The organism is Labrys sp. KB_33_2, from assembly GCF_052114505.1.
In the GTDB taxonomy this organism is placed as follows: Bacteria; Pseudomonadota; Alphaproteobacteria; order Rhizobiales; family Labraceae; genus Labrys.
Window position 1 is genome coordinate 1 of the sequence record NZ_JBFREW010000032.1, and the last position, 25930, is coordinate 25930.

Here is a 25930-nt window from a genome sequence, read left to right on the forward strand (position 1 = left end):
CTCCTGCGCGGGGCCATCCTGCTGTCCTATGCCCTCGGCTTCATGGCGACGGCTGGCCTGGCATTGGTGGGACCAGCGGCATCCCTCGACGAGCGCCGGCCGATCCGGACCTCGTTGAGGACGGCATGGCGCGAACCGGTCTCCCTATTGGTCATCATCATCGGCATCAGCCTGCAGATCGGCTTCGTGATGGAGGGGGCAAATCTGGCTCTCAGCCACTACCCGCAGATCGGCGAGCTGCGTCTGTTCGCGGCACCAATCGTCTGGGCCTTCATGGCGCTCGTTCTGTTCATGTCGGAATTCTCGCTGGTGATATTCCTCACGCGCGTCTGGGAGGACCGCTACGAAGAGGACACGCGCAACGCGGCTCACAATTTCAACTGGACCTGAAGCCCGCTTCGCGAAAACGCGCTTTGGGCCAGGGTCGAACTTAGGGTTCGGTGAGCAGAGCTGACCAGTCGAAGCTGTTGCGCTGACACTGGCGGGGCGAAAAGATGGCAAGACCGATGGAATCCCAGGCGCTCGATCGGGAAAGACCCAGCATGACGCCGAGCTTACGTCGCAGCCATGGCCAGGCGAGGTCCCGAAGATGCAGGCTGGGCACTGCCGCGCCGCTATAGACGGTGATCAGCTCTTCATTGGCGCCTGACATGTCGGTGAGGATTTGGGTAGCATCGCGGTGGATGGTCTCCGTCAGCACGGCTCGTGTCGGCGTGGTGCAACCAGGCCGCATGAAAGAGAATTCGGGGCCAAGCAGGGTCTTGCGTTGGGCTGAGAGCGAAAAGCCGGCTTTTGCGAAAGCCGATGCGATCTGGGCTTCGGGGGCGGGCTGGGGGGTAACACGGGCCTGACGGATTGCCAGGGTCAGCGAACAGACCACCAGCGCAGCAGCCAGAAGATGGAACAGGCGAGTCATGCGGAGGGCTGCATTTGCCCGGGCCGGGTGCGGCAATAAGCGAGTACAAGGATCAGGACAGCGTAGAATGCCGCCAGGAAACTCGCGCCCGTGCCTTCGTGCCAGACCAGATAACCTTCCTTCGACGCGCAGATCAGGATCAGGCGCAGCCAGTTCAAGGCGAAAGTCGCGCCAATGACGATGAGGAACGCTGCGCGGTCGGAACGACGGAGTGGCCCCCCGAAGCCGACGGCAATGATGGCGTAGGCCATAAGGTTCTGGACGAGTGTGGTCGAGGTGGCGCAGCCCCACATGACGTCGAAGCCGATATTGTCGGCGGGCCGAAGGATATAGGTGCCGTAGCCCGACACCTCCTGCCCCGCCACCTGGAGCACTGTTCGCACGATGGCGGCATCGAGCAGCCCAACAACATTGTGAAGGGCGAGGAAGGGCCAGCCGAGGAGCACGAATTGGGCGATGAACGCCAGCAGCGCAAAGGGCGAGGCCCGGCAGGACGGGCGCTTGCGCAAGCGCCATGCCGCAAGGATGGCGAGCGCCAGCGCGGCGGCGAGAGGTATCTGGCGCAGCACGAGCACGCAGACGGCCATCGCCGCGAGGGTGAAGGCAGTCTCACCGGCCTGGAAGGGAGTATCGCGCCGCCCGTGCCCGATCAGGCGCACAATCACCGCGATCTCGATCAATTCCAGGACGGAGATCACATTGGGCAGGTCGCCGATCTGGCGCAAGGGCTGCTGGCCCAGCCGATAATAAAACCATTCGAGGCAGACAAGGACAAGGCACCACCCATAGACGGCCCGACAGGAGACGGTGCGCGAGGGCGCGATTGTGTCAGGAACCGGCGACATGGCCATCGGCGACGGGCTGGCTATCTGGCAGGGCGGCAGGCGCCGTGCCCTCCCGGCGCCGGATCATCACACGCCCGAGCACGAGAATGTCCATGCGTGTCCGCAGGAAGCAGTCGAGCGCCTCGCCGGGCGTGCAGACGATGGGTTCATTTTCGTTGAAGGAGGTATTGAGCACCATCGGAATGCCGGTCTGCGCGAAGAAGGCGGAAATCAGGGCGTGATAGGCCGGGTTGGCCTGTTGCCGTACCGTCTGGGGGCGCCCGGAGCCATCCACATGGGTGATCGCAGGCACAAGGGCGTACTTGTCGGGCCTGACCGGAAGAACCTCGGTCATGAACGGCACCTCGTCGATACCTTCGAACCAATCGGCGGCGTGTTCGGCGAGGATGGAAGGCGCGAAGGGGCGGAACGACTCGCGCCGTTTGATCTTGTGGTTGAGAAGCTGCTTGATATCCGCCCGCCGAGGATCGCACAGGATGGAGCGGCTGCCGAGCGCGCGCGGTCCCCATTCCATCCGCCCATCGAACCAGCCGATCACATTGCCGGCGGCGATGGCGGCTGCCGTTACCCGATTAAGCTCGGCATCATCGCCAAAATGCCGGATCTCGCAGCCCAGGGCGGCAAGATTGGCCGTCTTGGCCATCACAAGCCGATCGATGTCGCCGGAGGCAAAGCCAGGTCCCCAATAGGCATGGTCCATCGCGGCTATGCGCCGGCCGCCGAGCTTGTGCCAGAGGGCGAGGGCGGAACCCAGGGCCCCACCGGCATCACCGGCCGAAGGCTGCACATAGAGGTGACGGAAGGCGGTGGTGCGCCTTATCTTGCCATTGGCCACCGAATTGAGGGCGCAGCCACCGGCCATGGCGAGGTTCGGCAGGCGATATTTGTCCCAGACGGCTTGCAGGATGTGATCGAGGACTTCCTCATAGAAAGCCTGGACCGAAGACGCGATGTCGTGATGGCGTTCGGTCAATGCCTCGCTCGGCGCTCTCGCCGGGCCGAGCAGGTCCTCCAGCGCATCCGAATAGAGCGGGGCGAAGACCGGGGCTCCGCCCTGCCAGTCGAAAGCTATCTTCTCGCGGTGATGCCGGAAATAGCCGAGGTCGAGAGCGAAGGTTCCTGCCGCTTGGAGCCCGATGACGCGGCGCAGCTTTTCGAGGAAGGCCGGCTTGCCATAGGACGCCAGGCCCATGACCTTGTACTCATCGCCATAATGCGGAAAGCCGAGATATTGGGTGAGCGTCTGATAGAACAGGCCGATGGAATGGGGAAACAGGACCCGTTTTTCGATAGCGATCTCGCTGCCACGCCCGCTTCCCCAGGCGGCAGAGGAGAAATCGCCGAAGCCGTCGAGGGAGAGGACGGCTGCTTCCTCGAAGGGGGAGGCGAAGAAAGCCGATGCCAGATGGGCCAGATGGTGCTCGATCCGATGCACAACGCCCTTGAAGCGCCGCCCCGGAAAGGCGGCGGCCAGTTCATCGACGATGGAGAGGCGCTTGCGCCTGTTGCGGAACCGGTCGACGACAAGGGCAAGATCAGGCCTGTGGCGTGCCAGATGGGTCAGGCGCTCCAGGCGATGCACCGTCGGGTCGCTGTTGACGGCGACATGGTCGACGTCTCCAAGCCCGATGCCTGCTTCCTGAAGGCAATAGGCGACGGCCTGGCTGGGAAACCCCGCCCAGTGTTTGATGCGGCGAAAGCGCTCTTCCTCGGCGGCCGCGATGATCTGCCCGTCCTTGAGAAGGCAGGCGGCTGCATCGGCGTGGTAGGCGTTGAGGCCGAGGATGATCAAGCCAGGACCCTTCCTGTCATTTTGCCAGGCGCCGATCGATCAGGGTCAAGGCGATCAGGCATTCGGCGATCGTACGCTGCAGGGTATAGTACCAACCCGCCCAGCCATCGAGGAAGGCACCTTTCCAGAACAAGGTGTAGACGAACACCAGAAGCGGCGCCGGCCATGCCCTCAGCCGGAGGCGGTCGACCCGGTTTAGTGTGTCCCTGGGGGCCGCCAGCAGATGGTCGGCCTCGATATGCGCATAGCGCTTTTGCGAATCGACCCATCTGAGAAGGGGTTTGCGGTCGTCGTGATAGATGGGCGCCGCCAGGGTGCCGACTTCGCCCGCCACGGTCACGCGATGGCCATGGCCCTCGTCGCGATAGCGCGCCGCCTGCCGGCGGTAGAGCACGGTGCGAGCGGGATAGAGGGTCCCACGCAGGGCCCTGCCATGGATGCGATAGATGAACGTGGTCGAATAGCCCTGCGCGGTTTCTTCGCGGAGGGACTGAATTTCGCGAACGAGATCCTCGCTCAATTCATAATCGGCATCCAGCGAGAGCACCCACGGCGTGTCGACGAGGCCAAGGCCGAAATTGCACTGGCCGGCGAAACTGTCGAAGGGGTGATGCACGACCTCGACATTGGCGTATCGGCTGGCGATCTCGAGGGTCTCGTCCGTACTGCCGCTGTCCACCAACAGAATACGGGACGCCCAGTCGAGCCGCTCGAGGCAGCGTGCCAGATTCGGAGCTTCGTTGAAGCTCAGGATCAGGACCGTCGTCCGCGGTGCGATCAAGTCAGACATGAACGGCTCTTCCGGCGAGGGCGACTTCCCTTGCCTGGGCGAGGATTGCCACCTGGTAGACATCGACCATGGCCGATGCAATGCCCGGCCAGGAGAACTGTTCGCGTGCCGTCTTCTCGCCGGCCTGTCCCAGCCTGGTGGCAAGATCCGGGTCTGCCAGAAGGGAGGAAAGCGCTGCGCCCAGCGCCTTGGGGGAGGCGTCGACGACCATGCCGCAGCCGGCGCTGGCGACCATTTCGGCCAGGCCGACTTCAGGGCTGACGACCACGGGACGGGCGCAGGCCATTGCCTCCAGGACGGCATTGCCGAAATTCTCCGAATGGGAAGCCAGCGCGAAGGCGGCGCAGTTGCGCAGCAAGGACCATTTCTCCTCGCCATGCACGGGGCCCACGAAGCGGACGCGGGCATCGAGCCCCAACGCAGCCGCGCGTGCCCTCAGCCGGGCGGTTTCGCCCTCGTCATCGTTGCCGGCGATGACGAGATCGGCATCGGCGACGAGCTGCATGGCATCGATCAGACGCGCGATGCCCTTCTTCCAGCTGATCCGGCCCAAAAAAAGGACATAGGGCCGGGAGCGATCCGGCGGAAAGAGGCTGGCACCGGCAGGCGGCATGTCGATGCCATTGGGCACCAGGGCGAAAGCCCGGGCCGGCAATCCCAGTTTCTCGATATCGAGGCGTTCGGATCGACTGGTCACATGAATGGCCGCCGCCCCGGCAAGGTTGGCCCGGTCGAAAGCCCGGATCCAGGCCGATTTCAACATCCGGCTCTTGCGCTGGATCAGGCCCTCGACGAGCATCCCACGTGGCGCCAGCAGATAGGGAACGGCGTTTCGCTGTGCCAGCCTCGCGGCAACGGTAGTGGGCCACAGGAATACGGAATGAAGATGCACGATATCGAAGGAAGCGATGTGCCGTGCCAATGCACGGCCCATGGCGGGAGAGCGGTAGAGACGTCGTCCGAGGCCGGTGGGGAAATAGTGGACGTCCACCCCATCGAGCCGCACGGGCCTGTCGGTCGGGACCGGCAGGATGCCGGCGCCGTCGACATTGGTGGTGTAGACATGCACATCGCAGCCCTGGCCCGCCAATGCACGGCACAATCCGTGCACGGCATGAATTGGTCCCCCATAGCGTAAGGCTGGCAGATAGGTCGGCACCACATGGAGGCAGCGCAGGGTCAAGATATCGGCCCCGGCTCGGCGCGGAACCGGGTCTTGACCCGATGCGCCAATGAATAACCTTCGCGCCAGCCCAGTGCCTTCCAGGCGCGCCCAGCCATTGCGGTGGTCCCTGTTTCGTAGGGAAGCGTGAGCAGCATGGCGAGCAGGCGGTCGAAGAAGACCTCGGGTGCGAAATGCGTCGCAAATACCTGACGCGCGCGCTGGCCCATGACCGCGGCCTGTCCGCGGACCTCCTTCAGGATATGCGGTATATGCATGATGTCCTTTTCGGCCACGAACAGGCTGAAATCCCGCCAGGGAATATCGGGTGGTGCCTGCCAGGCATCGGCGATGATCACTGGTGCACGGCCAAGGGCCATCGCTTCGAAAAGACGGATGCTGGCGGTACCGAAGCCGCGGGGGCAAAGGGCGAATTGCGATTGGAGCAGCAGTTCGCGATAGGTCGCATGATAGTCGAAATCGGCGAAGCGGGCCGGCGCCGCTGCAAGATCGAGGCACGGCGTATCTGGAGTGTCGAGCGCCAGGAGGCGTTCGCGTATCGGATGGGTGCTGGTTCGGCCCAGAAAGGAAAACAGATAGGCAGGTTCCTTCTGCGGCGGGGAGGCCGCCGGGGTGGGGGCATCGGGGTCTGGGAGATAGCTCCAGCTCCGCGCCCAGGGCAGGGTCCTGGTGAGGGATGGATAGGCCCCGGGCAGCACGGCGTAGGGCCAGTCCGATTCCGAGAACAGGAAATGCCTGGCCGTGGGGTGGGTCCTGACCCGGCGCCGCAATAGCGGCAGGTCCGCAAGGCCGACATAGCCACTGTCGAGATACAATACGATATCGGGGACGTCATCGGCAGCGGCGATGCGGAGGGCCGAGGGCGGATGCAGCGCCGCCAGCCGGCGGGCTTTCGAGAGAGCTGGGTTTTCCCGCAAGGCGGTCAAGAGGAGACAAGGGCCTGCCATCAAATCCGTCTTGTCAGCGCGTTACCAGCCTGGTTTCCAGCCAGGAGCGCATGCGTGGCGCCACCAGCCGGATGAACAGGGCAGTGAGAAGAACCGAAACCATCACGCCGCCGACCAATTTCGCCAGGCTGACTTCCAGCAGGGCGGCCTGGACCAGGATGGCACATGCCGAGGTAAAGCCCAGCAGCGGCCCGGCGCGCGGGGCATGCACGAGCCATCGGTAGATGCGACCATAGAGATAGCCGAAGACGAAGATGACGGCCATCATCAGCAAGGGGCCGAAATCGATGTAAAGCTCGGCCATGTAGCCCAGGCTGATCGAGGTGCCGCGATAAGTTCCGGAAAGGCCACCCGTATAGTAATTGGTGCGGCGGGTGTCATCGACCTGGCTCTTGTCGGCAAACACGATGCGCGGCATGAAGGGGCGGCTTGCTGCATCCAACAGGAGCGCGCCCTTCTCGTGGGGAATGATCTGCGGCACGCGGGCGAGAACGACGGCGAACAATTCGACATAGGAGATGCGGTGGAGCATCTTTCCGGTTGCATCCGACATCGATGCACCGTCGAGCCGGCCGAGCAGCTGGGCAATGGTCGCCAGCCGGTCGCCGAGGTCGAGCGTGACGGCCTGCGAGGCCGAACCGCCGGATGCGGCGTTGCGATAGTCTTCCTTGATGGCGGTCCATAGGATCCCGCTGACGACGATCAGGCAAACCAGGATCGCTCCACCCAGCAGGTGGAGACCGCGCAGGCGGGTTCCGGCCATGGCTGTGGCAAAGAGGGTGAAGAACATCACCGTCTTGAAATCGGAGAAATACCCACCCGTGCTCATGGCAAGTTCGGCTAGAAAAGCACAGACGAACAAGGGGTTGCCCAACTGGTTTCGCACGAAGGATGCATAGGCGAACATCATGAAGAACGCCCATTTCAATCCGGCCAGCGCCAGGAGTGGCTGCGCAAGGCCGGGGATGAGGGCGGCAGCCTGGAGCGCGCCGACCGCGACGATCGAGGCCGCGAGATAGAGTGAGAACCAGGTTGCGAGGGGCTGAGCCAGCACCAGTTCCCTCGCCTGCCGGCTTACAGCCCTGTCGGGGGGCCCGCTGCCGAGCCGTATGCCCACTGCCAGGAACAGCAGGCCGAACAGGGTCAGGATGATCGCCGACTTGTTGTCCCCGCCATAGATCGTATAGGCGCTGACATCGATGCCGAGCCAGTTGGCATGGAAGGCCGATATCGATGCCTGCAGCCATTGATAGGCGAAGATGAACAGCCCGATCGGCGGCTCGCCGGGCCGCCACAGCAGGGCAACGCCCGCAACGAGCACGACCAGACTGAAGGTGGTGAGCAGGGCGTTCTCGCCCGGCAGGTTCAGGATGGCGAGCAGCACTGCGCCGACGATCACGGGCCCAGGCAGAGGGGCTGCCGAGCGCGGGGAGGTGGCCGACATCGGCATCAGGTCAAGGCTCCTGATATCCTGCGCGGGGAGGCAGCCTTCTCGAGGCAGGACGACAGGGCAGCCTCGATGCCATCGACCGCCGCGCCTACGCTATAGCGCTGAACCAGCGACGCCAGGGCTGCCTTCATGCCAGCACCCCCGGGCAGATCGATGAGGGCTGCAGCAAGAGCCTTGACGTTACCGGTTTCGACGGTCCGCCCGCTGTCGGAATCGACAGCCAGGTCGGGCGCGCAGCCGCATTGGTCGGATACGATGACGGGCCGCCCGCAGGCCTGCGCCTCGTTGGCCACGAGGCCCCAGGTTTCCTGGCCGGAAGAGGTCAGCGCCAGGCCGTCGCAGGCCGCATAGAAGGCCGGCATCTCACTCTGGTTGCGAAAGCCGAGGAAATGCAGCCGCACCTGGGCCTGGGCGGCGCGTGCCAGCACCGCCTCGCGCATCGGACCGTCGCCCGCGATCATCACTTCGATTGCGTGTCCTCCGCTGCGGCATAGCGCAGCCGCCTCGATCAGATCGAGCGGACGCTTGCGTTCGATCAGCTTGCCCGCAAACGCTATGACGCGGCTGCCCTCGGCAATGGACAGTCCGGCGCGCAGGGCTTCGCGGGCCTGCGGCGTGGCCCGCGTGGCAAACCAGTCCGTATCGATGCAATGGGGTGAAAAGTGCAGCCGCGTAGGCGGATAGCCATAGTGGCGATAATAGGCCAGGGAGTTCTGCCCGACATAGAGCGCCGCATCGAAGAAGCGCAGCAAACGGGGATAGGCGGCCTGCTTCGCCCAGGCCTTCAGGCGCCGGCGCGGTGTCAGCAGATGGCTGTCTCCTCTTACCAGAACGGGTATGTTGAGGCGCCGGGCAGCGACAATACCCTGCAGATAGGATTTGAGCGCCCAGCCGCAAACGAGCAGGGCATCGAAGCCACCCTCCCGCAAGGCCTGGGCGATGGCCGGCGTATCGCAGCCGAAGAAATGGTCCACGCCCGGTTTCCTGGCCTTGTTGGCGAGGAATTGATGGGGATAGCCGGTGGCGAGGTCGATATCCCAGTCGAACGCAACCCCGAAGCCGGCATCGGCCTGCTGCCGGGGCGTGGGATGGTGCGCGAAGAAGACCTCCAGGTCCATGCGCCTGGCGAGTTCCCGGAAGATAGGTGCCTGGTATTGGATCGGATGGGAGGTGAGAACAGCCAGGCGCATGATCAGCGCAGTCCGTCGAAAATGGCGCCATAGCGGCCGGCAATGGCCTTGGCCGAAAAAGGCTCCAGGAGATCCCGCCGGGCCTGACCGAGGCTGGCGGGGTCGAGGGCCAGGCGTTCCAATCCGGCGGCGATGTCCTGCGCCAGGCCCGCCAGGCCGTTGGCGTCGGCGAAGGAGAAATTGATGCCCCCGCCGGCCGCCGCGAGAAAGGCATGGGCGCTGGACAGGCGGTGAAACAGTGAAAGATAGGGGCGCCGCGTCAGCAAGGCAGGATAGATCTTTGACGCGGTATAGTGGGCTTCGTCCGAGCCGACCAGCAGGAGGCCTTGGGACTCGGCCATCAGCCCCAAGGCCTCGGCATAGGCGAGGCGTTGGGGGGTCTCGACGACGAGATCGGCGACTTTCTCCGCCTCGGCAAGCGGAAGGATGGAGAAGGTATCGCCGCCATTGGCCTGATTGCTCGTGCCGATGAAATGAAGACGCAGGCGCGCCGCCAGACGTGGCTGGCGTGCTCTCATTTCGGCAAGGCCTTTGAGCAGGGCCTGGAAAAGCCCCTGCGAGCGCGGCAGCGCCGTGCCGACATAGCTCAGATTGATCATCGCAGGATCGAGCCGGCTTTGGCGGGTGCCAGGCATGGTCCCGAGGAGGTCCAGATCGCCGGGATCCCCGCCGATGGGCAGCGCCGCCATTCGCGATGTATCGAGCCAGGAATGGCGTGCGGCCAGTTCCTGGTTCTGGCGTTCGGAGACCGATGTGACGAAGCGGGCCTTGCGCAGGGCCGGTCCTTCGAGGCGAAGCGCGAGCTGATGGGATAACCCAGCCTTGCTCAACGGTTTCTGGTCTCCGCCCCACGCCGAAACCCAGGGGTCCTGGAAATCGAGCACCACCGGCACGCCGAATTTCGGCTCGATCCAGCGCGACATCAGCATGGGATAGAAGGGCGATCCCGTGATCAGCACGGCGTCGATCCGTCTGGTCGAGAGCAGGTCGGCCGCGCGGCGGGAAAGGGCCGGCCAGGCCCGCAGGCCGAGATCTCCGATGCCGAACCGGCGTGTCATGCGGGCTTGCAGGGCGGAAACCTTGATGATCTCCAGAGCCGGCGAGACCAGGCTGCCGAGTAGTGGATCGGGTTCCTGTTCGTAGAAGCGGTCATCCACGCAAAGGATGACAGGGGTCCAGCCCGCTGCCGGCAGGTGATTGGCCAGATGCCGAGCCCGATGCACGCAGGCCAGGTTGGACGGCGGGAAATAGGGGGAGACGATCAGGACGGTGCGCGGGCGGGTCATGCCCGCCTCCGCGACGAGCCGTTCAGGGATTGGCGCGCCAGATCGACCACGATCACGCTTTCTCGGTCCCAATTATAGGTTTTCTGCGCGAGATCGAAGGCGCTTGCCCGAGCCTGGGCCAAGCGCGCCGGATCCTGCAGCAGGCTGTCGAGGCTGGCAGCCAGGCTCGCGGCATCGTCGGCTGTGAAAAGCGCAGTGGCAAGCGGATGCGAGTCGGCGAACGCTCGCTGGGCCGGCGTATCGGACAGGATGGCTGGGAGCCCGGCCATGAGATAGGTGAACAGTTTGTTGGAGAGGGCGAACGCATTGTTGGCCGTATGTCCCGGTTCGGCGCACAGGCCGAGATCATGGCCGGCGGCCAACCGGACGAGCTCGCCAGGGAGCGCGGAGGGTAGGAAATGCAGGCGCTCCGGCGCGCCCTCCTGTTGCGCAAGGCGCCGCAATTGGCCTGCATAGGGCGCACCCGCATGGCCGCGCAGGTAGAGGTGCGGTCTCGAGGTCGCCCTTGCAATGGCCTTGATCGCGCATTCGAGGCCGCGATCGGGGCCGATGACCTGCGAAAACCAGTAGAGCGACGGACCCGGATCGGCCGTGCCCTTGGCGGTTGGCACATTCGGGGCCTGCGACAGCGGAAAGCTGTTCAGCACGATTTGCGGGACGGGCACCGCGTAGGCCTGCGCATAGGCACGCGCAATCTCGGGCGAGGCGGCGGTGATATAGCAGCATCCCGGCAAGGCGGCTGCCTCGATGGCGCGCAGATGCGAACGGTTCGCCTCGGCCGCCGGGCCGTCGCGCCACTCGCCCAGATGGAAATCCTCGGCATCGAAGGCATAGCCAGCGTGGAAGCGACTGGCAGCGGCCTTGGCAGCCGGCAGGGCCGGGGGATAATGGGCGATGTAGAGATCCGCCGGGACGCGGCTGGCGGCGGCGATCAGGGCAGGCGTGAACACGCTGAACGCCCGGGAGCTGAAAAGGCGCCTGCCACTCGCGGCGTGTGCCGCGCCCGCAAGTTCCTGGCCGAGCCGACGCAGGCGCCAGCCTGCCCGTGAGCGCAGGTCGATGCGCTCGATCCGGAATGGTGCCTCGCGCAGGATGGATTGGTCGCGCGGCTCTACGCCCTCCAGCATGCGGGTCGCGACGACGGTGACGGCGAAGCCGGCCTGGTGGAGGGCATGCGCCTCCTTGACCACGCGCGGATTGGATCCGAGCTGGCCCGGGGTGAGGATGCAGATATGCGATCCCGGGTGGGGGCTCGTCATGTCCGCTCCATCTCGTGGGCAGGACAGCCGTGGTCGGCGCCGCCCAGGCGTTGCCTGAGCCCGCCGGCCAGGGCGGTGCGATAGGCCGGCCATTGATGACGGCAGGCCGTCTCGAGCGCGCCGGTCCGCATAGCCTGCAGGCGCTGGCGATTGTCGAGGCACCAGGCAAGAGCCTGCGTCAAGGCCTCTGCGTCGGCCGAAGGAATGACGAGCCCGTTCTCGGGGGTCACGAGATCAGCCGCGCCCGTCATGTCTGTGACGATTACAGGCAGGCCATGCGCCATGGCCTCGGCCACGACCATGCCGAAACCGTCGGCAAGGCTTGGAAACACCAGGACATCGGCCTGCTCGAAAGCCTGGAACAGCTCGGCACGCGGGCGGGGGCCGTGAAAGCGGATCGTGTCATCAGCCGGGGCGAGAAGATCGGCAGGCAGCCCGATCTGGCCATAGATGTCCAGCCTGGCATATGCGGCGACCGGCAATCGGCGCCAGGCTTCGAGGAGATAGGGCACGCCCTTGCCGAGGGTGATGTTGCCGGCATAAACAGCTCGGAGAGGTCCCGTATCGCTCCCGCGCGGGGGCCGGGACCGATCAAGCACCGGAGGAGCGCCGAGGGGGACGACCAGGATCTTCGCGGGATCGGCACCCCCGGCGATATGGGAGCGCGCGGTAAGGGCGGAATTGGTGACGATGAGATCGGCGAGCTCGATCTCCGCGTCGCGCCTCGCCTGCCTCCGCGCAAAGCGATCCGAGAAATAGGCGGCATTGGCGTCGTCGAGCTGCTTCCACCGGGCCAGTTCGCGCTGGCGGATGCTCTCGAATTGCCGGCTGCTGAGCGAGGGCAAATGCAGGATGCGTCGAGTTCTTTCATGCGCAGCGCGCTGGAAGCTCGCCAGCGCCGTATATTCGAAGGCATGGATGGCCTCGGCGCTGGGCACGTGGCGGCTGGCGACGGCCGCATCGAAGCGGTGGCTCATCAAGTCCCAGAGGCGGTCGACGGTCACTGGTCCGGCGCCACCCTTGGTCGCCACGCTGCGCAGGATTTCCCATGCCGGATAGGTCTGTACGAGGCTGTGCGGGATCGTCTCGATCGAACGGTGCAGCAATTTCTGTCTCAACGCCGCGGCCTGGTCCGACGGCAGGGCGCGCAGCAGGCGGTCGCCCCACCCTTGCCCGGAATAATGAAAACTGGTCACGAAGGTCTTCAGCCAGCCTTGTTCATGCAAGGCCAGGGCGATCTGCTGGGCATGCGGCATGGTACCGGGGTAGCTCAGCACCGACCTCATGCTGCAGCCCTCGAACGCCGTCCCGCGATCATGGTCTCGTAGATCTGCAGATAGCGGTCGGTGACGGCATCCTCGCTATAGAGCGTTTCGACCCGCTGCCGGCACGCGGCTCGCTCGATCCTCTCGAGCCTGGCGACTGCCGCCGCCATTTCCTCGACGGTGTCGACGACATATCCGGTGTGCCCATCCTCGACCACTTCGGGAACGGCACCGCGACCGAAGCCGATGACGGGCGTGCCGCAGGCCATCGCCTCTGCCATCACGATGCCGAACGGCTCTTCCCACAGGATGGGCATCAGCAGCGCGGCGGCGCTGCCGAGCAACTCGTCCTTTTGCCGATCGTCGACGGGCCCGACATAATCGACATCGCCATCACGCAGATGCTGAGCGACATGGACCTCGAACCAGGCCTGGTGTTCCCCGGTCAGATTGCCCGCAATGATCAGCCGCCGGCCGGCCAACCGGGCCGCTGCGATGGCTAGGTGCGGCCCCTTGATTTCTTCCACACGTCCCAGAAAGACCAGTGGCGCGTCGTCCGGCACCTGTTCCCGGAAGGTATAGGTCTCGCTCGGCACACCATTGGGAACGATGTGCCAGGCGCCGATATGCCTGACATGGCGCACCATATGCTCGCTGATGGCTGAGAATTGCAGCGTGCCGCGTGACAGGCGTTGCGCAAGCCCGGTCGTGCGCGGGCTGATCTCGCGCTGGTAGGTCATCAATTTGGGGATAGCACGCGGTAAAAGCGGTGCCAGATAGGCCAATCGCGAGAAGCTGTGGATGATGTCGAAGCGCTGGCCGGCGATCGCCCTCGCCAGTTCGCCGGCATTCCTGAACGTATCATAGCGCGAAAGGCTGCTCGCGCCGGGCCAGGCCCGTTTCGGCACCGGGCATTGCGAGGCAGGGTGTGCGAACAGGGTCAGGTCATGGCCACGCGCCACGAGGCGGCGCGCCAGCATGTCGACCACGCGTTCGATGCCGCCATAAAATTGCGGCGGCACCGGCAGTTCGGGATCGCAGGTGAGGGCAATCCTCATGGATCGATCTTCACAAGCCGGCTTTCCCGGGCGAGGGCGGGCGGCAGCGAACGGTAGAGGTTGATCATGTCGTCGGCGACATCGGCCTGGCTGCGTAAAGGACCCTGGAATTTCGGCAAGGGATCCTGGGATTTGCGCGCAGCGAGCCGTCCGATGGCTTCGGCCCAATCCCGCACGGAGCCGGGTGAAAGCAATTCGCCGCCTTCTGTGCCTGCAACAAGTTCGGCAATACCGCCGAGATCCGATCCCAACACATAGAGACCGGCCGCCTGGGCTTCCAGCACCACCAGCGGGCCGGTTTCCAGCCAGAGCGAGGGCACGAGAAGAACATCATGCGCCGCCAGGGCCTCGGCGGTGTCTCGATGAGGCAGGGACGGGAGGAACCGGACGCGCGGGTCGCCCGCGGCCAGGGCCCGCACTTCAGCCTCATAGCCGTCGTTCTCCGCTGCGCCGATGGCGTGGATGGAAAGTTCGACGGGTGTCTCCAGCGGCAGCCTGCGGAGGGCGGCAACCGCGACATGAATGCCCTTGGCCCTGTCCCATCGTCCGAGATAGACGAGCCGCAGATTGATACCCTCGGATCTCTTCCGAGCCGCTGCCTGCACGGCCTCCGCCAGGTAGGAAGCCGCGAGGCCATGGTGGCTGAGCACGAGTTTGTCGGATGGCGCGCCATTGCGCGTCAGCGTGTCGGCGAGCCATTGGCAGACGGCGACAAGGCGGTCGCTCAGCTCGAAGGCCTCGTTCAGCTCCTGCCCTTTCCCGATGGCGAGCGCCCTTGCCGAAAGCGCGGTGGCAAGGCGTGTGCGGCCCTGCAGGGTCCTGGCGGCAAGGGCACGGGGCAGCCGGCCGATCGCCCATGCGGCCGCGCGAGGCGCACCGCGGCTCTCCGCCCAGCAAGCGCCACAGCGGATCTCCTCGACCATTCCGTCGCAAGGGACCTCTCCGAAGTGCAGCAAGGTACCGCGCAGGCATACGGTCCCGGCGACGTGAAAGGTGAGGACGGTCCTCAGCCCCTGCGCGCGGGCGGCACGCAGATGGTCGAGACCGCATCCTGTCGTCCAGGAATGCTGGTGATAGATGGCGTGTGGGTTCAGCCGCAGCAGGGCTTCGAAACGATCGAACTGGCCATGCCGGCGCGTTGCGCCACCAGACTGTCTTGCCTTGGGCAGTTCGACCGGATAGGTCCACACCGTCGCACCGCGGTGCTCGTAGCGATCCGGCGCGCCGGGTACTCGCGGCACGAGCACAGCGCATTTCAGGCCCTTGAGGGAGAGTTCCTGCACCAGCCCTTCCAGATAGATTTCGGTGCCGCCGAGATCATAGGGCGGATACCAGGCGGTCGCCATGACGACATCAGCTGGCGTCTCGTTCATGGCCGCCCCATCATGGACAGCAGGCCGTGCACAGCGCGCAGCCCCAGCAGACGGGCGAGCGGCGTTGCGATACGCGCATGCCGCGATTGCCGCAGGCCGAGTGTGCGCCCTGCGGCGCTCGCTTCGAAAAAGCTTTTGTCCTCGCAGCGCAGCAGACCACGTCCGGCATTGTCGTAAAGGTCGCGCAAGGTGGCGATGCGATCGGAAGTCAGGGCGCCGCGTTCGCGCCACAGCGCCTCGATCTGCCGGCCGTTGCGGAGTACGTCGCGCCAGAACTGTACGGGATCGCGCCGCGACAGGCTCTGTGCCGCGATCCGGTAGTGGGCGCCAATATGGGCGCTGGGCACGAGGCGCCCACCATGGAACGCCGCGTCGAACATAAAGCGGGCGTCCTGGATCACCGGCAGATCGGGGCGAAAACCGCCGATCGTCTCGACCAGCTCTCGCCGATAGAGCAGGGCGCCCGTGGTGAGCCAGACATGGCTGGCAATCGCTCTTTCCGCGTCCTGCCGCAGCGCCGGCCAGTCGATGCTGCGGATTTGTGAGAGGACGGGAGCGCCTTGCTCGTCCGTGCTGAACTCCTGATAGTCACAGACGACCACATCGGCGTTCTCCGCAACGGCAAGGCGCCGTTCGATCGTGCCGGGCGTGAGCAGATCATCCGCGTCGAGAAACAGCAGCCATTCCGAGCGGGTTTCGGCGATGCCGCGATTGCGCGCCGCCGAGACGCCGCGATTTGGGCCTTCGATGACGCGATCGGCGGGCAGATAGCGCCGCGCGATATCGGCCGAACCGTCGGTCGAGCCATCGTCGACGACGATGAGTTCTGCGAGGCCGGGCTGGCCGATGGCGCTTTCGAGCGTTTGCGCCAAGGTTTGACCGGCATTGTAGCAGGGGATGATAATGGCGACGCTTGTCATGTCAGCCCGCTTTTCCGCCGGAGGATGGCGCATGGGCAAGCAGGGGGGAGCGCGCCGCGTAGATCAGCGCTGCCGGAAGCGAGACGCCCAGAGCCGCGGCCCTCGTCAGCTGCGTGCCGCCACGCAGATAGCCGGGCCGGCGCGTCTCGCTGGCGATCACACGCAGGAGGGCGAAGAGCACTTTTGCCCAGCTTCGTCCGGTCTTGCGGCGGAAATAGGCGGTTTGCTGCATCAGGCGCGGGGCCGCCTCCATCATGGAGCGGGAATACCAGGTCCCGTTCTCCTGGTGATCATGATGTTCCGCTTTGAGGTCGGGATGGCGGATCAGGCGCAATCCGAGCTGCTTGAGGCGGTGCGAGAACTCGGCGTCCTCGAAATAGCGCTCGAGCCTGGCATCGAAGCCGCCTGCAGCCAGGAAATCCCGCCGGCTGATGGCGAGGGCACCGGTGGGCAGGAAAGTCAGGGCTTCGTCATCCTGCCCGGTCGAGGGCAAGCCATCTGCCCGGTCTATCACTGCCTGATGCGGCCAGACCGCGCCCAACACGGTCCGTGGCATCCGCCCCACCAGCGAGAGCAGATGGGGAATGAAGAGCCTGTCGAGGGCCATGTCGTCGTCCATGAAGAGAAGGACGTCGCAAGACGCGGCTTCCGCACCGGTGTTGCGGGCCAGGGCGACATTGGCCTCAGCGAGTCTCATGCAGCGCAAGGAGGCGAAATGCTCCGAAAAGCGCTCCAGGGCCGAAAGATCGGCGCCGGGGGTCTGGTCGACGATCACGATGTCGAGATCGGCGGCGTGGTCGATGGTCGCCAGCCTCGTGAGCAGGTCGGGCAGCCTTTCAAGGCGACGGAAGGTCGGCACTATCACCGAGACGGCTGCAGTCATGGGCGCCCGTCTCCCTTGGCTATGCGCCGAGCCCAGAGATTGTCTTCCGGCAGCGGCTGCCCCGGAGAATAGGTCTTTCCGTCGACCGTCAGCACTTCATAGCCGAAGCCGGAGAAATAAGCGGGCAGGTCTGCGTCCGGGATCCCATAGCGGAAATGGGATGGCAGATGTTCGAACAGGATGTGGCGTGGCCTGAGTGTGGAGTGACGGAACATGTCGTCGATGACGGCAAGGTCATGGCCTTCGATGTCGACTTTCATGACGGCGATGTTTTCGATCCCCAGCCGACCGGCGAGGTCACCAATCGTCACGGCCATGGCCAGGAAGCCGCGCGCCTCACCCGGCTTCCTCGGGCGTGTAGTGCCGAGCGCGCCGGCTTCGGGAAGACCGAATTCGATGAAGTCGGAAGATCTCGAGAGCGGCGACGTCACCGGCAGGACACGATCCTCGGCCCCGCTCAGGCGGATATTGTCGAGAAGCCGGGCGCAAAGGCCGGGATGAGGTTCGATGGCGACGACACGCCCGCCTGGACCGGTCAGACGGGCGGCAGCCAGGCTGTACTGGCCGACATTGGCACCGACATCGACGATCGTCGCATCGGTTTCGATGAGGGACTGGAACAGTGCAAAACTCGCCGGCTCGTAGCTGCCCTCCTGGAACATGGCGTGCTGCACGTAGTCGATCAGGTCCAGCTTGAAGGTGCCATAGGCAAAGCGCGCCGTGACAAACCGGAACGGACGGCTGGAGCGCAGCCAGTCGTAGATCCGCAGCTTCAGCGGGTGGTCTGGCATACGAGCGTAAAACCGCAAGAGCCTTGCCCGCCAGGGCAGGGATGATGTCACGACCATTCCGGCCTTTCGATCGCGATCGGCACGGTCAGGCAGCCACGGTCATAGGACTGCTGGAAATCGAACCCCACCCCTCCCGGGTCGGACTGCACGACGTCGAAACGCACGGGCAGGGACAGGCGATGGAATTCCTCGACCCGCGGCTTGATCAGCCACAGATGGATCTCATAGCTGCCCCGTGCCAGCGGCAGCGGGCCGATCGCCAGGGAAATGCGATTGGCGCCAGGCTGGAGATCGAATTCCTGGCCATGCATCGGCGCCGTCGACGAATAGATGAGCTTGCGCCCCAACTCGTCGTGAATCTCGATTTCGATCGCTGCGCGCCGCCGATCGGGAGATTGGAGGACGCAGGTGAGAACGAGCCGGTCTCCATAGGCGATCTGGCTGGTGGCGAGCGTGGCGCTGGCGATATGGGGCCCCGGCGGGGGCCTGTCCTCGGTGACCGTGCCGTCATCGCTGCGGAACAAGGAGGCGTAATGAGCGATGGTTTCGGCAGCCGGTCCCTGATGCAGGATGCGTCCTCCATCGAGAAGGATGGCATTCTGGCACAGAGCGCCGACCGCACTGAGATTATGGCTGACCAGCAGGACGGTTCGGCCCCGGCCGGCTATCTCGTTCATCTTGCCCAGGCTCTTTTTCTGGAACTCGGCATCACCAACCGCGAGAACCTCGTCCACGACCAGGATTTCCGGTTCCAGATGGGCGGCGACGGCAAAGGCGAGACGCATATACATGCCGCTCGAATAGTGCTTGATCGGCGTGTCGATGAATTTCTCGACCCCGGAAAAGGCAACGATCGTGTCGAATTTTCGGGCGATCTCGACCCCTGTCATGCCGATGATGGCGCCATTCAGGCGAATGTTCTCCCGGCCGGTCAGCTCGGGATGAAAGCCGGTTCCCACCTCCAGAAGGCTGGCGATGCGCCCGCGAATTTCGACGCGTCCTCGCGTCGGCGCGGTGATGCGCGACAGGATCTTCAACAGCGTCGATTTTCCGGCGCCGTTTCGCCCGATGATCCCCACGACCTCTCCGGGCTGCACGTCGAAGGTGACGTCGGACAAGGCGAGGAAACGGTCCTGCTCGACGGCGGGCCTTCCCGGGCTGCCAAAGGGCCTGGTTACCGCACCGACCAGCGCTTCGCGAAAGGTGCGCAGCGAGGGATTGTAGCCGCCACGGGCATATTCCTTGCTCACGCCCATGGCGCGGATGCTGGGTGCGGTCATGGTCTAGGGAAGAGCCCGGCCGTTGTCAGAGGATGTCCGCAAAACGCCGCTCCACGCGTTCGAAATACCACACACCCAGGGCAACCAGCCCCAGCGACAGCATCAGGGACAAGCCGATGGATGGCCAGTCGAAGGGATGTCCCAGAAACACCGAGCGGAAACCCTCCACCAGGCCCGCCATCGGGTTGAGAAACAACAGCCATCGCCAGGGCTCGGGCACCAGGCTTGCCGGATAGACCACCGGGGTGACGAACATCCAGAACTGGAGCAGGAAGGGTACGACGAAGCGAAAGTCACGATAGGTGACCGTCAGAGCCGAGAGCCCGATGCCGACACCCAGGGCGCAAAGGATGGTGCCGGCGATCAGGAGGGGAGCCGCCAGCAGGTTCGCACTCCAGCCCACCCCATAGATCAGCATCATCGCCAGCAATATCACGGTCGCGATCACGAAATCGACTAGGCCGACGCCCGCGGAGGCCAATGGAATGATCAGCCGCGGGAAATAGACCTTGCCGACCAGATTGATGGAGCCAATCAGCGAGCCGGCCGCCGCCGACACGGTGTTGGAGAAGAAGATCCAGGGCAGCAGGCCTGCATAGACGAAGATCGGGTAGGGCGAACCGTCGGCGGGGATCTGGGCGAGACGCCCGAACAGCACGGAAAACACCACCATCAGCAAAACGGGCTGGATGATTGCCCAGGCAAAGCCCAGCACGGTCTGCTTGTAGCGAACCTTGACGTCGCGTTGCGTCAACACCCAGACGAGTTCGCGGTAGCGCCAAAGCTCGCGCAGGTCGGTGAGGCTCCACAACCGATCCGGACCGATGATCGTGACCACCTGCGGCAGTTCCGGTGGAAGCGGGTCGGCCCGCATCGGATCAGAATCGGCTTGAAACAAGATGGTCGATCTGTGCGGCGAACTGGGAGAAGGCAAAGCGGCTGGGGCGCTCCGGGTCGGGCCGGTCTCTATCGAGACAGGCAATGATCGCCTCGGCGAGAGCCTGGGGAGCGTCAGGGTCAATGAGGGTGCCGAGTTTTCCGTCCGCCAGGGCATCGCAGCTGCCATCTTGGTTGGTCGCGATGATGGGCAGTCCCGTGGCGGCTGCCTCCAGGAAGACGATGCCGAACCCCTCTCCCGTGCTCGGCATGGCAAAGACGTCTGCCAGGCGGTAGATATCCGGCAGTTGGTCATGGGGGACCGGCCCGGTAAAGCGGATCAGGTTTGATACCCCCAGCCGTCGTCCGATCCCGGCGAGGCGGTCGTGATCGTCCCCATCGCCGGCAATGAGGTAGAGTATGTCCGGATAGCGGCGGCTGATCCGAGGCAAGGCCTCGATGACACGGTCATGGCCTTTGTAACGCTCCTGCGAGGACAGGCGGCCCACGGTGAGGATCACCTTGCGCCCCCGCGTGCCCAGCCGATCGATGAGATCGGCAGGCGGCATACCAGGCGAGAAGCGCTCTTCGACCGTATTCGGTAGAACATGCAGGCGCTCGGGTTCGATGTCGCACCATGCCAAGGCGCGTCTGCGCGTCGCCCGGCTGACGGCCGTGATCAATCGGGCCTGTCGCGTGGCCTGGCGGATGGCGAGGTTCGGCCTGGCCCAGCTCTCGATGCCGTGCAGCTGCAGCCAGAGCGGTATGCGTGCCAGCCTGGAGAGAGCCGCCGCCAGCGGCGCCATGAAGAGGTGGCCGCAGAAGATCAGATCATACCGTTGTGAAAGCGCTTGCTTGAAGGCCGTCAGACTATAGTCCATTCGGCCCGTCCGTGATGCGAGCTGAACGATAGGGGCGGGCAGGTCCGTCGAGGCACCGGCCGACCGGGGCAGGACGACGACATCCCCGACTGTGGCGCTTGCGGCCAAAGCAGTGAGAAAATCCCGGTTGTAGCGGGCAATGCCGCCCGCCATGCCCCAGCCATCGGTCAACAGAGCCAGCACCTTCAATCGCCGCGACGCCACGTCATGGGAACTGGCGGTGGACAATGCGGCTCCAGTCTCGTGCCCAGCCGTGCCGGGATGGCTTGCGCCGGGCGGGCAGTGAACCAAGGGGGGAAGCCTGCATCCACTCAGCGATCGGCAGGGCAAACCCGGTCTTGGGGCGGTCAAGCACGGCTTGCGGCAAGGGCTGCGCCGGAGCCCGGGCAAGCGCCGTCTTGCCGGCAATGCCCCGCAAATCGAGCTGGGCGGAACGCTTGAGCACTTCGCTGTCGACCAGGGGTGTTCTGATCTCGACCGAGTGCGCCATGCCGGCCCAATCGGCATCGCGGAGCAATTGGTTGCGCAGATAAAGGCTCGACTCCAGCGTCGCGATGCGGGCGAAGGGGCGCTTTGATCGTCCCTGCAACTGGGCCTTGATCAGCTTCAAGGGGCCGAGGCGGCGCAGGCCTTCCTCGATGGTGTCGCGATCGAGGACCTCGCCGAGCTCCCATGGCAGGTAAAGCCCGCGCTTGAGCAGATAGGCACCAGCATAGGACCCCCCATATTCGGGCAGGCCGGCGAGTTTGGGATGAAGGCGCAGCCGCTCGACAAGCGGTTTGCCGAGGCGGCGCAGGCCCTTGCCGAGAAGCGGGATGCATGAAGGCACCCGCAAGGCGCTTACCCATCGCGGGATGTCCCGGAAGGAGGGGTAGCCGCCCAGGAGCTCGTCGCCGCCCAGGCCCGACAGCACCGCCTTGAGGCCGAGCTCGCGGGCCGTCTTGGCGGCAAACCAGGTGTTGAGGCCATCGATGCTCGGCTGGTCCATGGCGTCGAAGAAAGGCTGCAGATCGGCTTCGAACTCGCTTCTGGAGACCATCCGCGTGACATGGTGGGTGCCGTAGAAGCGCGCGATCTCGGCGGCATGGGAGGTTTCGTCTGCCGACGTGTTGGCGAATTCCTCAAATCCGATTGTAATGGTTTTGATTTGCCGGGCACCGGCATCGCGCATGAGGCCGACAAGGGCGGCGGAATCGACACCGGCCGAAAGAAAGGCGCCAACCTCGACATCCCCGGCCAGATGGTGCCTTACCGAATCCAGGGCAATATCGGCAAAGGCTGCGGGATTATCGTGCCTTTGCCCCGGATTTTGCTCTGCGGCGTCATAGACGGACGCCACCCGGTGGTAGGTTTGCGGCACCTGTGCGCCGGCGCGGTCGACCAGCATGGTCGATCCTGCCGGCAGGGCCCGAACCTCGCGAAAGCAGGTATAGGGTTCGGGCACGCTACCGAGCAGGTAGAAGCCGACATCTCCGGCGGGGTCGCGGTCGCGAGAGACGCCGCCTCCGGCAATCAATGTCTTGACCTGGCTGGCGAAGCGGAAGACCCAGCCGTCTTCGCTGTAATAGAGCGGCTTGATGCCATAGGGATCGCGCGCCAGAAACAGCGAGCGGGCGCTCGTATCGTAGATGGCGAAAGCGAACATGCCGCGCAGCCGCGCAACCATCGCCTCGCCGCAGCGGGCGTAGAGATGCAGCAGCACCTCGGTGTCGGATTGGGTTTTGAATTCTGCACCTTCCTTCTGCAGAGCTTCGCGCAAGGCGAGGTGATTGTAGATTTCGCCGTTGAAAACGATGACATGGCGGCCATCGGCGCTCGTCATCGGTTGCGAGGCGCGGTCTGCGAGATCGATGATGGCCAGGCGGCGATGGACCAGGCCGAGGCGTTCTGCCGGATCGAACCATTCGCCGCTGGCATCCGGGCCACGCCGGGCCATGTGACGGCTCATCGCACTCAGTTCCGTGCAGCTGATGGCGTTGGCCGCATAGTGATAGGCGAAGATGCCCGCGACGCCGCACATCAGGCAGGGAGCCATTCGCTGGTGTTCCGGACAGCATGCATCACGGAACCGAACCTTCTGGCTGGGCAGGTGCGGACGGGCCGAGGCCGAGATCGTCGAGCCTTGCCTGGTTCATGCCGTCTGCCTGGCGCAGCAGTGCGGTGAGCTGGGTGCGCGTGGCGAGGCTTGCCGAAAGGGTCAGGCGCATGACGAGCTTGTCGGAAGTCTCGAAGCGGTCCCAGCCGCCGGCGATATCCTGCGCCACGCGGCGGCGGAGGTCGTCGGGAAGAGCGGTCCATAGCGGCAGGGCGAAGAGAGCGCGGCTCGCCATCAAGACCGATTCATTCGGCCCCATCAGCGCCGACAAGCGCAGGGCCTGCGCGACCTCTGCCATGCCTTCGCCGCCGGCGAGCCGGGCCGTGGCCAGATCGAGCCAGGCGCTGCTCGACAGAGGCTGGCGGGTCAGCAGACGGGTGGCAGCCTTGATGCTGTCGACGGGCGGGCTCTGAGGGATGGCGGATTGCATGGCGGCCTCGGCCAGGGCCCCAGTTTCCAGCGTTGTCGCAAAGCTTTGGAGGGCGGCTGTGTCGCTGCTTTCCTCGGCCAGGCGCTCGGCGAGCGCAAAACCGAGGACCGGGACCGAGCGCCAGACCGCAAGGCCGGCCACAGCGATGCAAAGGACCGCCGTGCCTATCCGCGCTATCCGACTGCTCATTTCTCGTAATATTTCCGGTAGTAGCGGCTGCCATAATAGTAGCCATAGGCAAAGCGGCCATACTTCTTGGCCTTGTCGTCCATGATGTGATTGAACACGATGCCGGCGACTTTCTTCTGGCCGGCGATCTGGCGCAGTGATTGCTGCACCATTTCGCGGGCCGTCGAGGCCCAGCGCACGATATAGATCACCTTGTCGACGAGATTGGACACGATCACCGGGTCGATCACCGGTCCCATCGGTGGCGTATCCACGATCACCACATCGAACCGGCTGCGCACCTTTGCCATCAGCGCCTTCATGCGTTCGGAGGCCAGAAGATCAGGCTGGTTCTTGCTCTCGCCACCCGCTGAAAGCGCCCAGATCCGAAGCTTTTCGCTGTAGAAGAGCGCCTGCTCGAGCTCGATCTCGCCCAGCAGGCACTCGATCAGGCCGGGGCCCTTGTCTGTCCTCAATTGCGAGGAAGCCGAGGGGTGGCGCAGGTCGCAATCGATGAAGAGCACGTTCTGGCCCGACTGGGCCGCCGAGGTCGCCATCATCAGGGCGATCGTCGTCTTGCCTTCGCCCGGCAGGGTCGACGTCACCTGCACCACCTTGGGAGGATGGTCGACATCGCTCATCTGCACGGCGCTGCGCAGGGAGCGTATGGCCTCCGAACTGCGCGCCAACGGCATTCGCAAGGGATATTCGGGCAGGCTGAGGATGCGGCCGCTCTCGTCCTTGGTACGGGGCGTGAAGCGGGATATCGAAGCCAGCAGCGGCATTTCGAGSAGGGTTTCGATCTCGCGCGGCGTGGTGAAGCCGGCGTTCAGCGCCTCTTTCAGATAGGCCGCCCCAATGCCAACGATGAGCCCGAGGATGAGCGAGGTCAGGATGATCTGGGTGCGCTTCGGGGAAGAGGGGATRCCGGGCGCCACGGCGGGCGTGATGATCCGCGCGTCGCGRGCTTCGAAGGTCGACTGTTCCTGGGTCAGGCGCGCGCGTTGCAGGAAATCCTCGAACAGGCTCTTGTTGACGGCGGCGGTCCGCTCGAGCTCGCGCAGGGTGATCGTCTTGGATGCGTCGAGGTCGGATTGCCCGGACGCCTCCTTCAAGGCTTGCTCGGCCGCGTCCTGCCGGGCCAGAGCGAGATTGTAGTTGTTCCTGACATCGCTGGCGATCTGGCGCAGTGTATTGGCGATGCTGCGGCGCACATCGGACAATTGGGCRCGGACGTTGACGACCTGGGGATGGGCGCCYGTATAGCGCGCCAGGAGATCCGCCTCCTGGCGGGACAGGTCGTTTTCCTGCCGCCGAAGATCGGCCAGCACGCCKGAATTGGCCGCCTCGGGCAAGGCGTCGAGCTTGCCGCGTTCGGCCTGGATCTTGGTCAGCAGATCCAGATGCGACTTCTTTTCGGCCGTGTCGGCGCGCGCCGATACCAGCCGGCCGTTCAATTGGGTGAGCTGCTCCTGATTGAGCGTCGCACCGGGGACGGCTTGCGCGAGATTGTTGTCGGCCCGRAACCTCGCCACCGCTTCCTCTGAGAGGCGCAATTGCTGGCGTAGCTCCACCAGCCGATCGTTCAGCCAGTTCGAGGCGCGCTTGGCCGCCTCGAAGCGGGCGTCGAGCTTATCGACGACATAGGCATCGGCAATCGCATTGGCCAGTTTCATGGCCTTGGCCGGGCTGTCGGAGGTGTAGGAGACGTTGATCACATAGGCCTGACCGGCCCTGGAGATCAATACCGCATTCTTGAGGCCTTCCACCGCGGCGACCATGTCCGGAGACATGTCGTCGTCTGACCCGCCTGCAGGAGCCGATGCTGCCGATGGGGAGGAACCGGCATTGTCCTGGGACGGCTGGGCGGGAGTGCCGCCGCCGAGCAGGCCTTCCTTGAGCACCACGCGCTTGAGCAGGATGGTGGAGCGCATTACGGCGATCTCGCTCTCGACCACGGACAGATCGAGAGCGGTGTCGGTGTAGATGGAGTCCGGACCAGCGGCCTTTTCCTTGCGGGGGTCCAGCAGCAATTGGGTGGTGGCGGTGTAGAGCGGTGTTTGCCTGGCGACATAGATCGCCCCCAACAGTGCAGCCAGGATGGTCCAGGCAAGGATGAAGGCCCATTGGCGCCAGACGAAGTTGACGGTATCGCGGACATCGAATCCGCTGCCCTGGGTTTCGCTGTCGTCCAATCCGCGCAACCTCGTGTCGAGACGGTTCAACATCTGGCGCCGTTCCTTGCTTTCGCT

General features: G+C 64.7%; 23 protein-coding genes. 1 reads left to right on the forward strand and 22 read right to left on the reverse strand.

Annotation, left to right across the window (positions count from 1 at the left end):
* The coding region (locus AB4037_RS33285; protein ID WP_441774471.1) for a hypothetical protein at positions 1-390 on the forward strand (390 nt) is incomplete at its 5' end.
* 40 nt (positions 391-430) lie between these two features.
* On the opposite strand, the gene AB4037_RS33290 is transcribed toward AB4037_RS33285, so the two are convergent.
* The 22 genes from AB4037_RS33290 to AB4037_RS33395 all read right to left on the reverse strand — a co-directional run.
* Positions 431-916: a hypothetical protein gene (locus AB4037_RS33290; RefSeq protein WP_434961063.1), complete on the reverse strand. Its 486-nt coding sequence runs from the start codon at positions 914-916 to the stop codon at positions 431-433.
* Positions 913-1761 carry a hypothetical protein gene (locus tag AB4037_RS33295; protein WP_441774472.1) on the reverse strand — a complete coding sequence of 283 codons (849 nt, stop codon included), beginning with the start codon at positions 1759-1761 and terminating at the stop codon, positions 913-915. Before AB4037_RS33295 ends, AB4037_RS33290 begins: the two co-directional genes overlap by 4 nt.
* A complete protein-coding gene (locus AB4037_RS33300) occupies positions 1745-3553 on the reverse strand; it encodes a carbamoyltransferase family protein (RefSeq protein WP_441774473.1) in 1809 nt (602 codons plus the stop codon). Before AB4037_RS33300 ends, AB4037_RS33295 begins: the two co-directional genes overlap by 17 nt.
* Positions 3554-3569: 16 nt before the next feature.
* Positions 3570-4343 (reverse strand): glycosyltransferase family 2 protein, encoded by a 774-nt coding sequence (locus AB4037_RS33305; RefSeq protein WP_441774474.1) that lies wholly within the window; start codon positions 4341-4343, stop codon positions 3570-3572.
* Entirely contained in the window at positions 4336-5526 is a 1191-nt protein-coding gene (locus tag AB4037_RS33310; protein ID WP_441774475.1) for a glycosyltransferase, read from the reverse strand. Before AB4037_RS33310 ends, AB4037_RS33305 begins: the two co-directional genes overlap by 8 nt.
* Entirely contained in the window at positions 5523-6473 is a 951-nt protein-coding gene (locus AB4037_RS33315; protein WP_441774476.1) for an exostosin domain-containing protein, read from the reverse strand. Before AB4037_RS33315 ends, AB4037_RS33310 begins: the two co-directional genes overlap by 4 nt.
* 13 nt (positions 6474-6486) lie before the next feature.
* Positions 6487-7923 (reverse strand): hypothetical protein, encoded by a 1437-nt coding sequence (locus AB4037_RS33320; protein ID WP_441774477.1) that lies wholly within the window; start codon positions 7921-7923, stop codon positions 6487-6489.
* Positions 7923-9113, reverse strand: coding sequence for a glycosyltransferase family 4 protein (locus AB4037_RS33325; RefSeq protein ID WP_441774478.1), 1191 nt, complete (start codon positions 9111-9113; stop codon positions 7923-7925). Before AB4037_RS33325 ends, AB4037_RS33320 begins: the two co-directional genes overlap by 1 nt.
* Before the next feature lie 2 nt (positions 9114-9115).
* Positions 9116-10399, reverse strand: a complete 1284-nt coding sequence (locus AB4037_RS33330) for a glycosyltransferase (protein WP_441774479.1) — start codon at positions 10397-10399, stop codon at positions 9116-9118.
* Complete coding sequence (locus AB4037_RS33335; protein WP_441774480.1) at positions 10396-11658, reverse strand: hypothetical protein; 1263 nt, start codon at positions 11656-11658, stop codon at positions 10396-10398. Before AB4037_RS33335 ends, AB4037_RS33330 begins: the two co-directional genes overlap by 4 nt.
* Complete coding sequence (locus AB4037_RS33340) at positions 11655-12944, reverse strand: glycosyltransferase (protein WP_441774481.1); 1290 nt, start codon at positions 12942-12944, stop codon at positions 11655-11657. Before AB4037_RS33340 ends, AB4037_RS33335 begins: the two co-directional genes overlap by 4 nt.
* On the reverse strand, positions 12941-13981 hold the full coding sequence (locus AB4037_RS33345) for a glycosyltransferase family 4 protein (RefSeq protein ID WP_441774482.1): 1041 nt from the start codon (positions 13979-13981) through the stop codon (positions 12941-12943). Before AB4037_RS33345 ends, AB4037_RS33340 begins: the two co-directional genes overlap by 4 nt.
* Positions 13978-15354, reverse strand: a complete 1377-nt coding sequence (locus tag AB4037_RS33350) for a glycosyltransferase (protein ID WP_441774483.1) — start codon at positions 15352-15354, stop codon at positions 13978-13980. The genes AB4037_RS33345 and AB4037_RS33350 overlap by 4 nt, the downstream gene beginning before the upstream one ends.
* Positions 15351-16274, reverse strand: a complete 924-nt coding sequence (locus tag AB4037_RS33355) for a glycosyltransferase family 2 protein (protein WP_441774484.1) — start codon at positions 16272-16274, stop codon at positions 15351-15353. Before AB4037_RS33355 ends, AB4037_RS33350 begins: the two co-directional genes overlap by 4 nt.
* Position 16275: 1 nt before the next feature.
* Positions 16276-17157, reverse strand: a complete 882-nt coding sequence (locus AB4037_RS33360) for a glycosyltransferase family 2 protein (RefSeq protein ID WP_441774485.1) — start codon at positions 17155-17157, stop codon at positions 16276-16278.
* Positions 17154-17999: an FkbM family methyltransferase gene (locus AB4037_RS33365; RefSeq protein WP_441774486.1), complete on the reverse strand. Its 846-nt coding sequence runs from the start codon at positions 17997-17999 to the stop codon at positions 17154-17156. The genes AB4037_RS33360 and AB4037_RS33365 overlap by 4 nt, the downstream gene beginning before the upstream one ends.
* Complete coding sequence (locus AB4037_RS33370; RefSeq protein WP_441774487.1) at positions 17996-19228, reverse strand: ABC transporter ATP-binding protein; 1233 nt, start codon at positions 19226-19228, stop codon at positions 17996-17998. The genes AB4037_RS33365 and AB4037_RS33370 overlap by 4 nt, the downstream gene beginning before the upstream one ends.
* A gap of 25 nt (positions 19229-19253) precedes the next feature.
* Positions 19254-20102 carry an ABC transporter permease gene (locus AB4037_RS33375; RefSeq protein ID WP_434961046.1) on the reverse strand — a complete coding sequence of 283 codons (849 nt, stop codon included), beginning with the start codon at positions 20100-20102 and terminating at the stop codon, positions 19254-19256.
* A gap of 4 nt (positions 20103-20106) precedes the next feature.
* Complete coding sequence (locus AB4037_RS33380; protein WP_441774488.1) at positions 20107-21213, reverse strand: glycosyltransferase family 4 protein; 1107 nt, start codon at positions 21211-21213, stop codon at positions 20107-20109.
* Positions 21191-23020 carry an asparagine synthase (glutamine-hydrolyzing) gene (gene asnB / locus AB4037_RS33385; protein ID WP_441774489.1) on the reverse strand — a complete coding sequence of 610 codons (1830 nt, stop codon included), beginning with the start codon at positions 23018-23020 and terminating at the stop codon, positions 21191-21193. Before asnB ends, AB4037_RS33380 begins: the two co-directional genes overlap by 23 nt.
* Positions 23021-23045: 25 nt before the next feature.
* The gene (locus tag AB4037_RS33390) at positions 23046-23699 is read right to left on the reverse strand and encodes a hypothetical protein (RefSeq protein ID WP_441774490.1); all 654 of its coding nucleotides are present in this window, start codon (positions 23697-23699) and stop codon (positions 23046-23048) included.
* On the reverse strand, positions 23696-25930 hold a 2235-nt coding region (locus AB4037_RS33395), incomplete at its 5' end, for a GumC family protein (protein WP_441774491.1). The genes AB4037_RS33395 and AB4037_RS33390, both read right to left, overlap by 4 nt.

Bases quoted from the DNA above. Each gene is read 5' to 3' on its own strand.
- AB4037_RS33355 (WP_441774484.1), bottom strand. From the start codon at position 16,274: ATGACAAGCGTCGCCATTATCATCCCCTGCTACAATGCCGGTCAAACC.
- AB4037_RS33315 (WP_441774476.1), bottom strand. From the start codon at position 6,473: ATGGCAGGCCCTTGTCTCCTCTTGACCGCCTTGCGGGAAAACCCAGCT.
- AB4037_RS33345 (WP_441774482.1), bottom strand. From the start codon at position 13,981: ATGAGGATTGCCCTCACCTGCGATCCCGAACTGCCGGTGCCGCCGCAA.
- AB4037_RS33370 (WP_441774487.1), bottom strand. From the start codon at position 19,228: ATGACCGCACCCAGCATCCGCGCCATGGGCGTGAGCAAGGAATATGCC.
- AB4037_RS33290 (WP_434961063.1), bottom strand. From the start codon at position 916: ATGACTCGCCTGTTCCATCTTCTGGCTGCTGCGCTGGTGGTCTGTTCG.
- AB4037_RS33375 (WP_434961046.1), bottom strand. From the start codon at position 20,102: ATGCGGGCCGACCCGCTTCCACCGGAACTGCCGCAGGTGGTCACGATC.
- AB4037_RS33305 (WP_441774474.1), bottom strand. From the start codon at position 4,343: ATGTCTGACTTGATCGCACCGCGGACGACGGTCCTGATCCTGAGCTTC.
- AB4037_RS33360 (WP_441774485.1), bottom strand. From the start codon at position 17,157: ATGACTGCAGCCGTCTCGGTGATAGTGCCGACCTTCCGTCGCCTTGAA.
- AB4037_RS33295 (WP_441774472.1), bottom strand. From the start codon at position 1,761: ATGTCGCCGGTTCCTGACACAATCGCGCCCTCGCGCACCGTCTCCTGT.
- AB4037_RS33335 (WP_441774480.1), bottom strand. From the start codon at position 11,658: ATGACGAGCCCCCACCCGGGATCGCATATCTGCATCCTCACCCCGGGC.
- AB4037_RS33330 (WP_441774479.1), bottom strand. From the start codon at position 10,399: ATGACCCGCCCGCGCACCGTCCTGATCGTCTCCCCCTATTTCCCGCCG.
- AB4037_RS33350 (WP_441774483.1), bottom strand. From the start codon at position 15,354: ATGAACGAGACGCCAGCTGATGTCGTCATGGCGACCGCCTGGTATCCG.
- AB4037_RS33390 (WP_441774490.1), bottom strand. From the start codon at position 23,699: ATGAGCAGTCGGATAGCGCGGATAGGCACGGCGGTCCTTTGCATCGCT.
- AB4037_RS33325 (WP_441774478.1), bottom strand. From the start codon at position 9,113: ATGCGCCTGGCTGTTCTCACCTCCCATCCGATCCAATACCAGGCACCT.
- AB4037_RS33320 (WP_441774477.1), bottom strand. From the start codon at position 7,923: ATGCCGATGTCGGCCACCTCCCCGCGCTCGGCAGCCCCTCTGCCTGGG.
- asnB (WP_441774489.1), bottom strand. From the start codon at position 23,020: ATGGCTCCCTGCCTGATGTGCGGCGTCGCGGGCATCTTCGCCTATCAC.
- AB4037_RS33340 (WP_441774481.1), bottom strand. From the start codon at position 12,944: ATGAGGTCGGTGCTGAGCTACCCCGGTACCATGCCGCATGCCCAGCAG.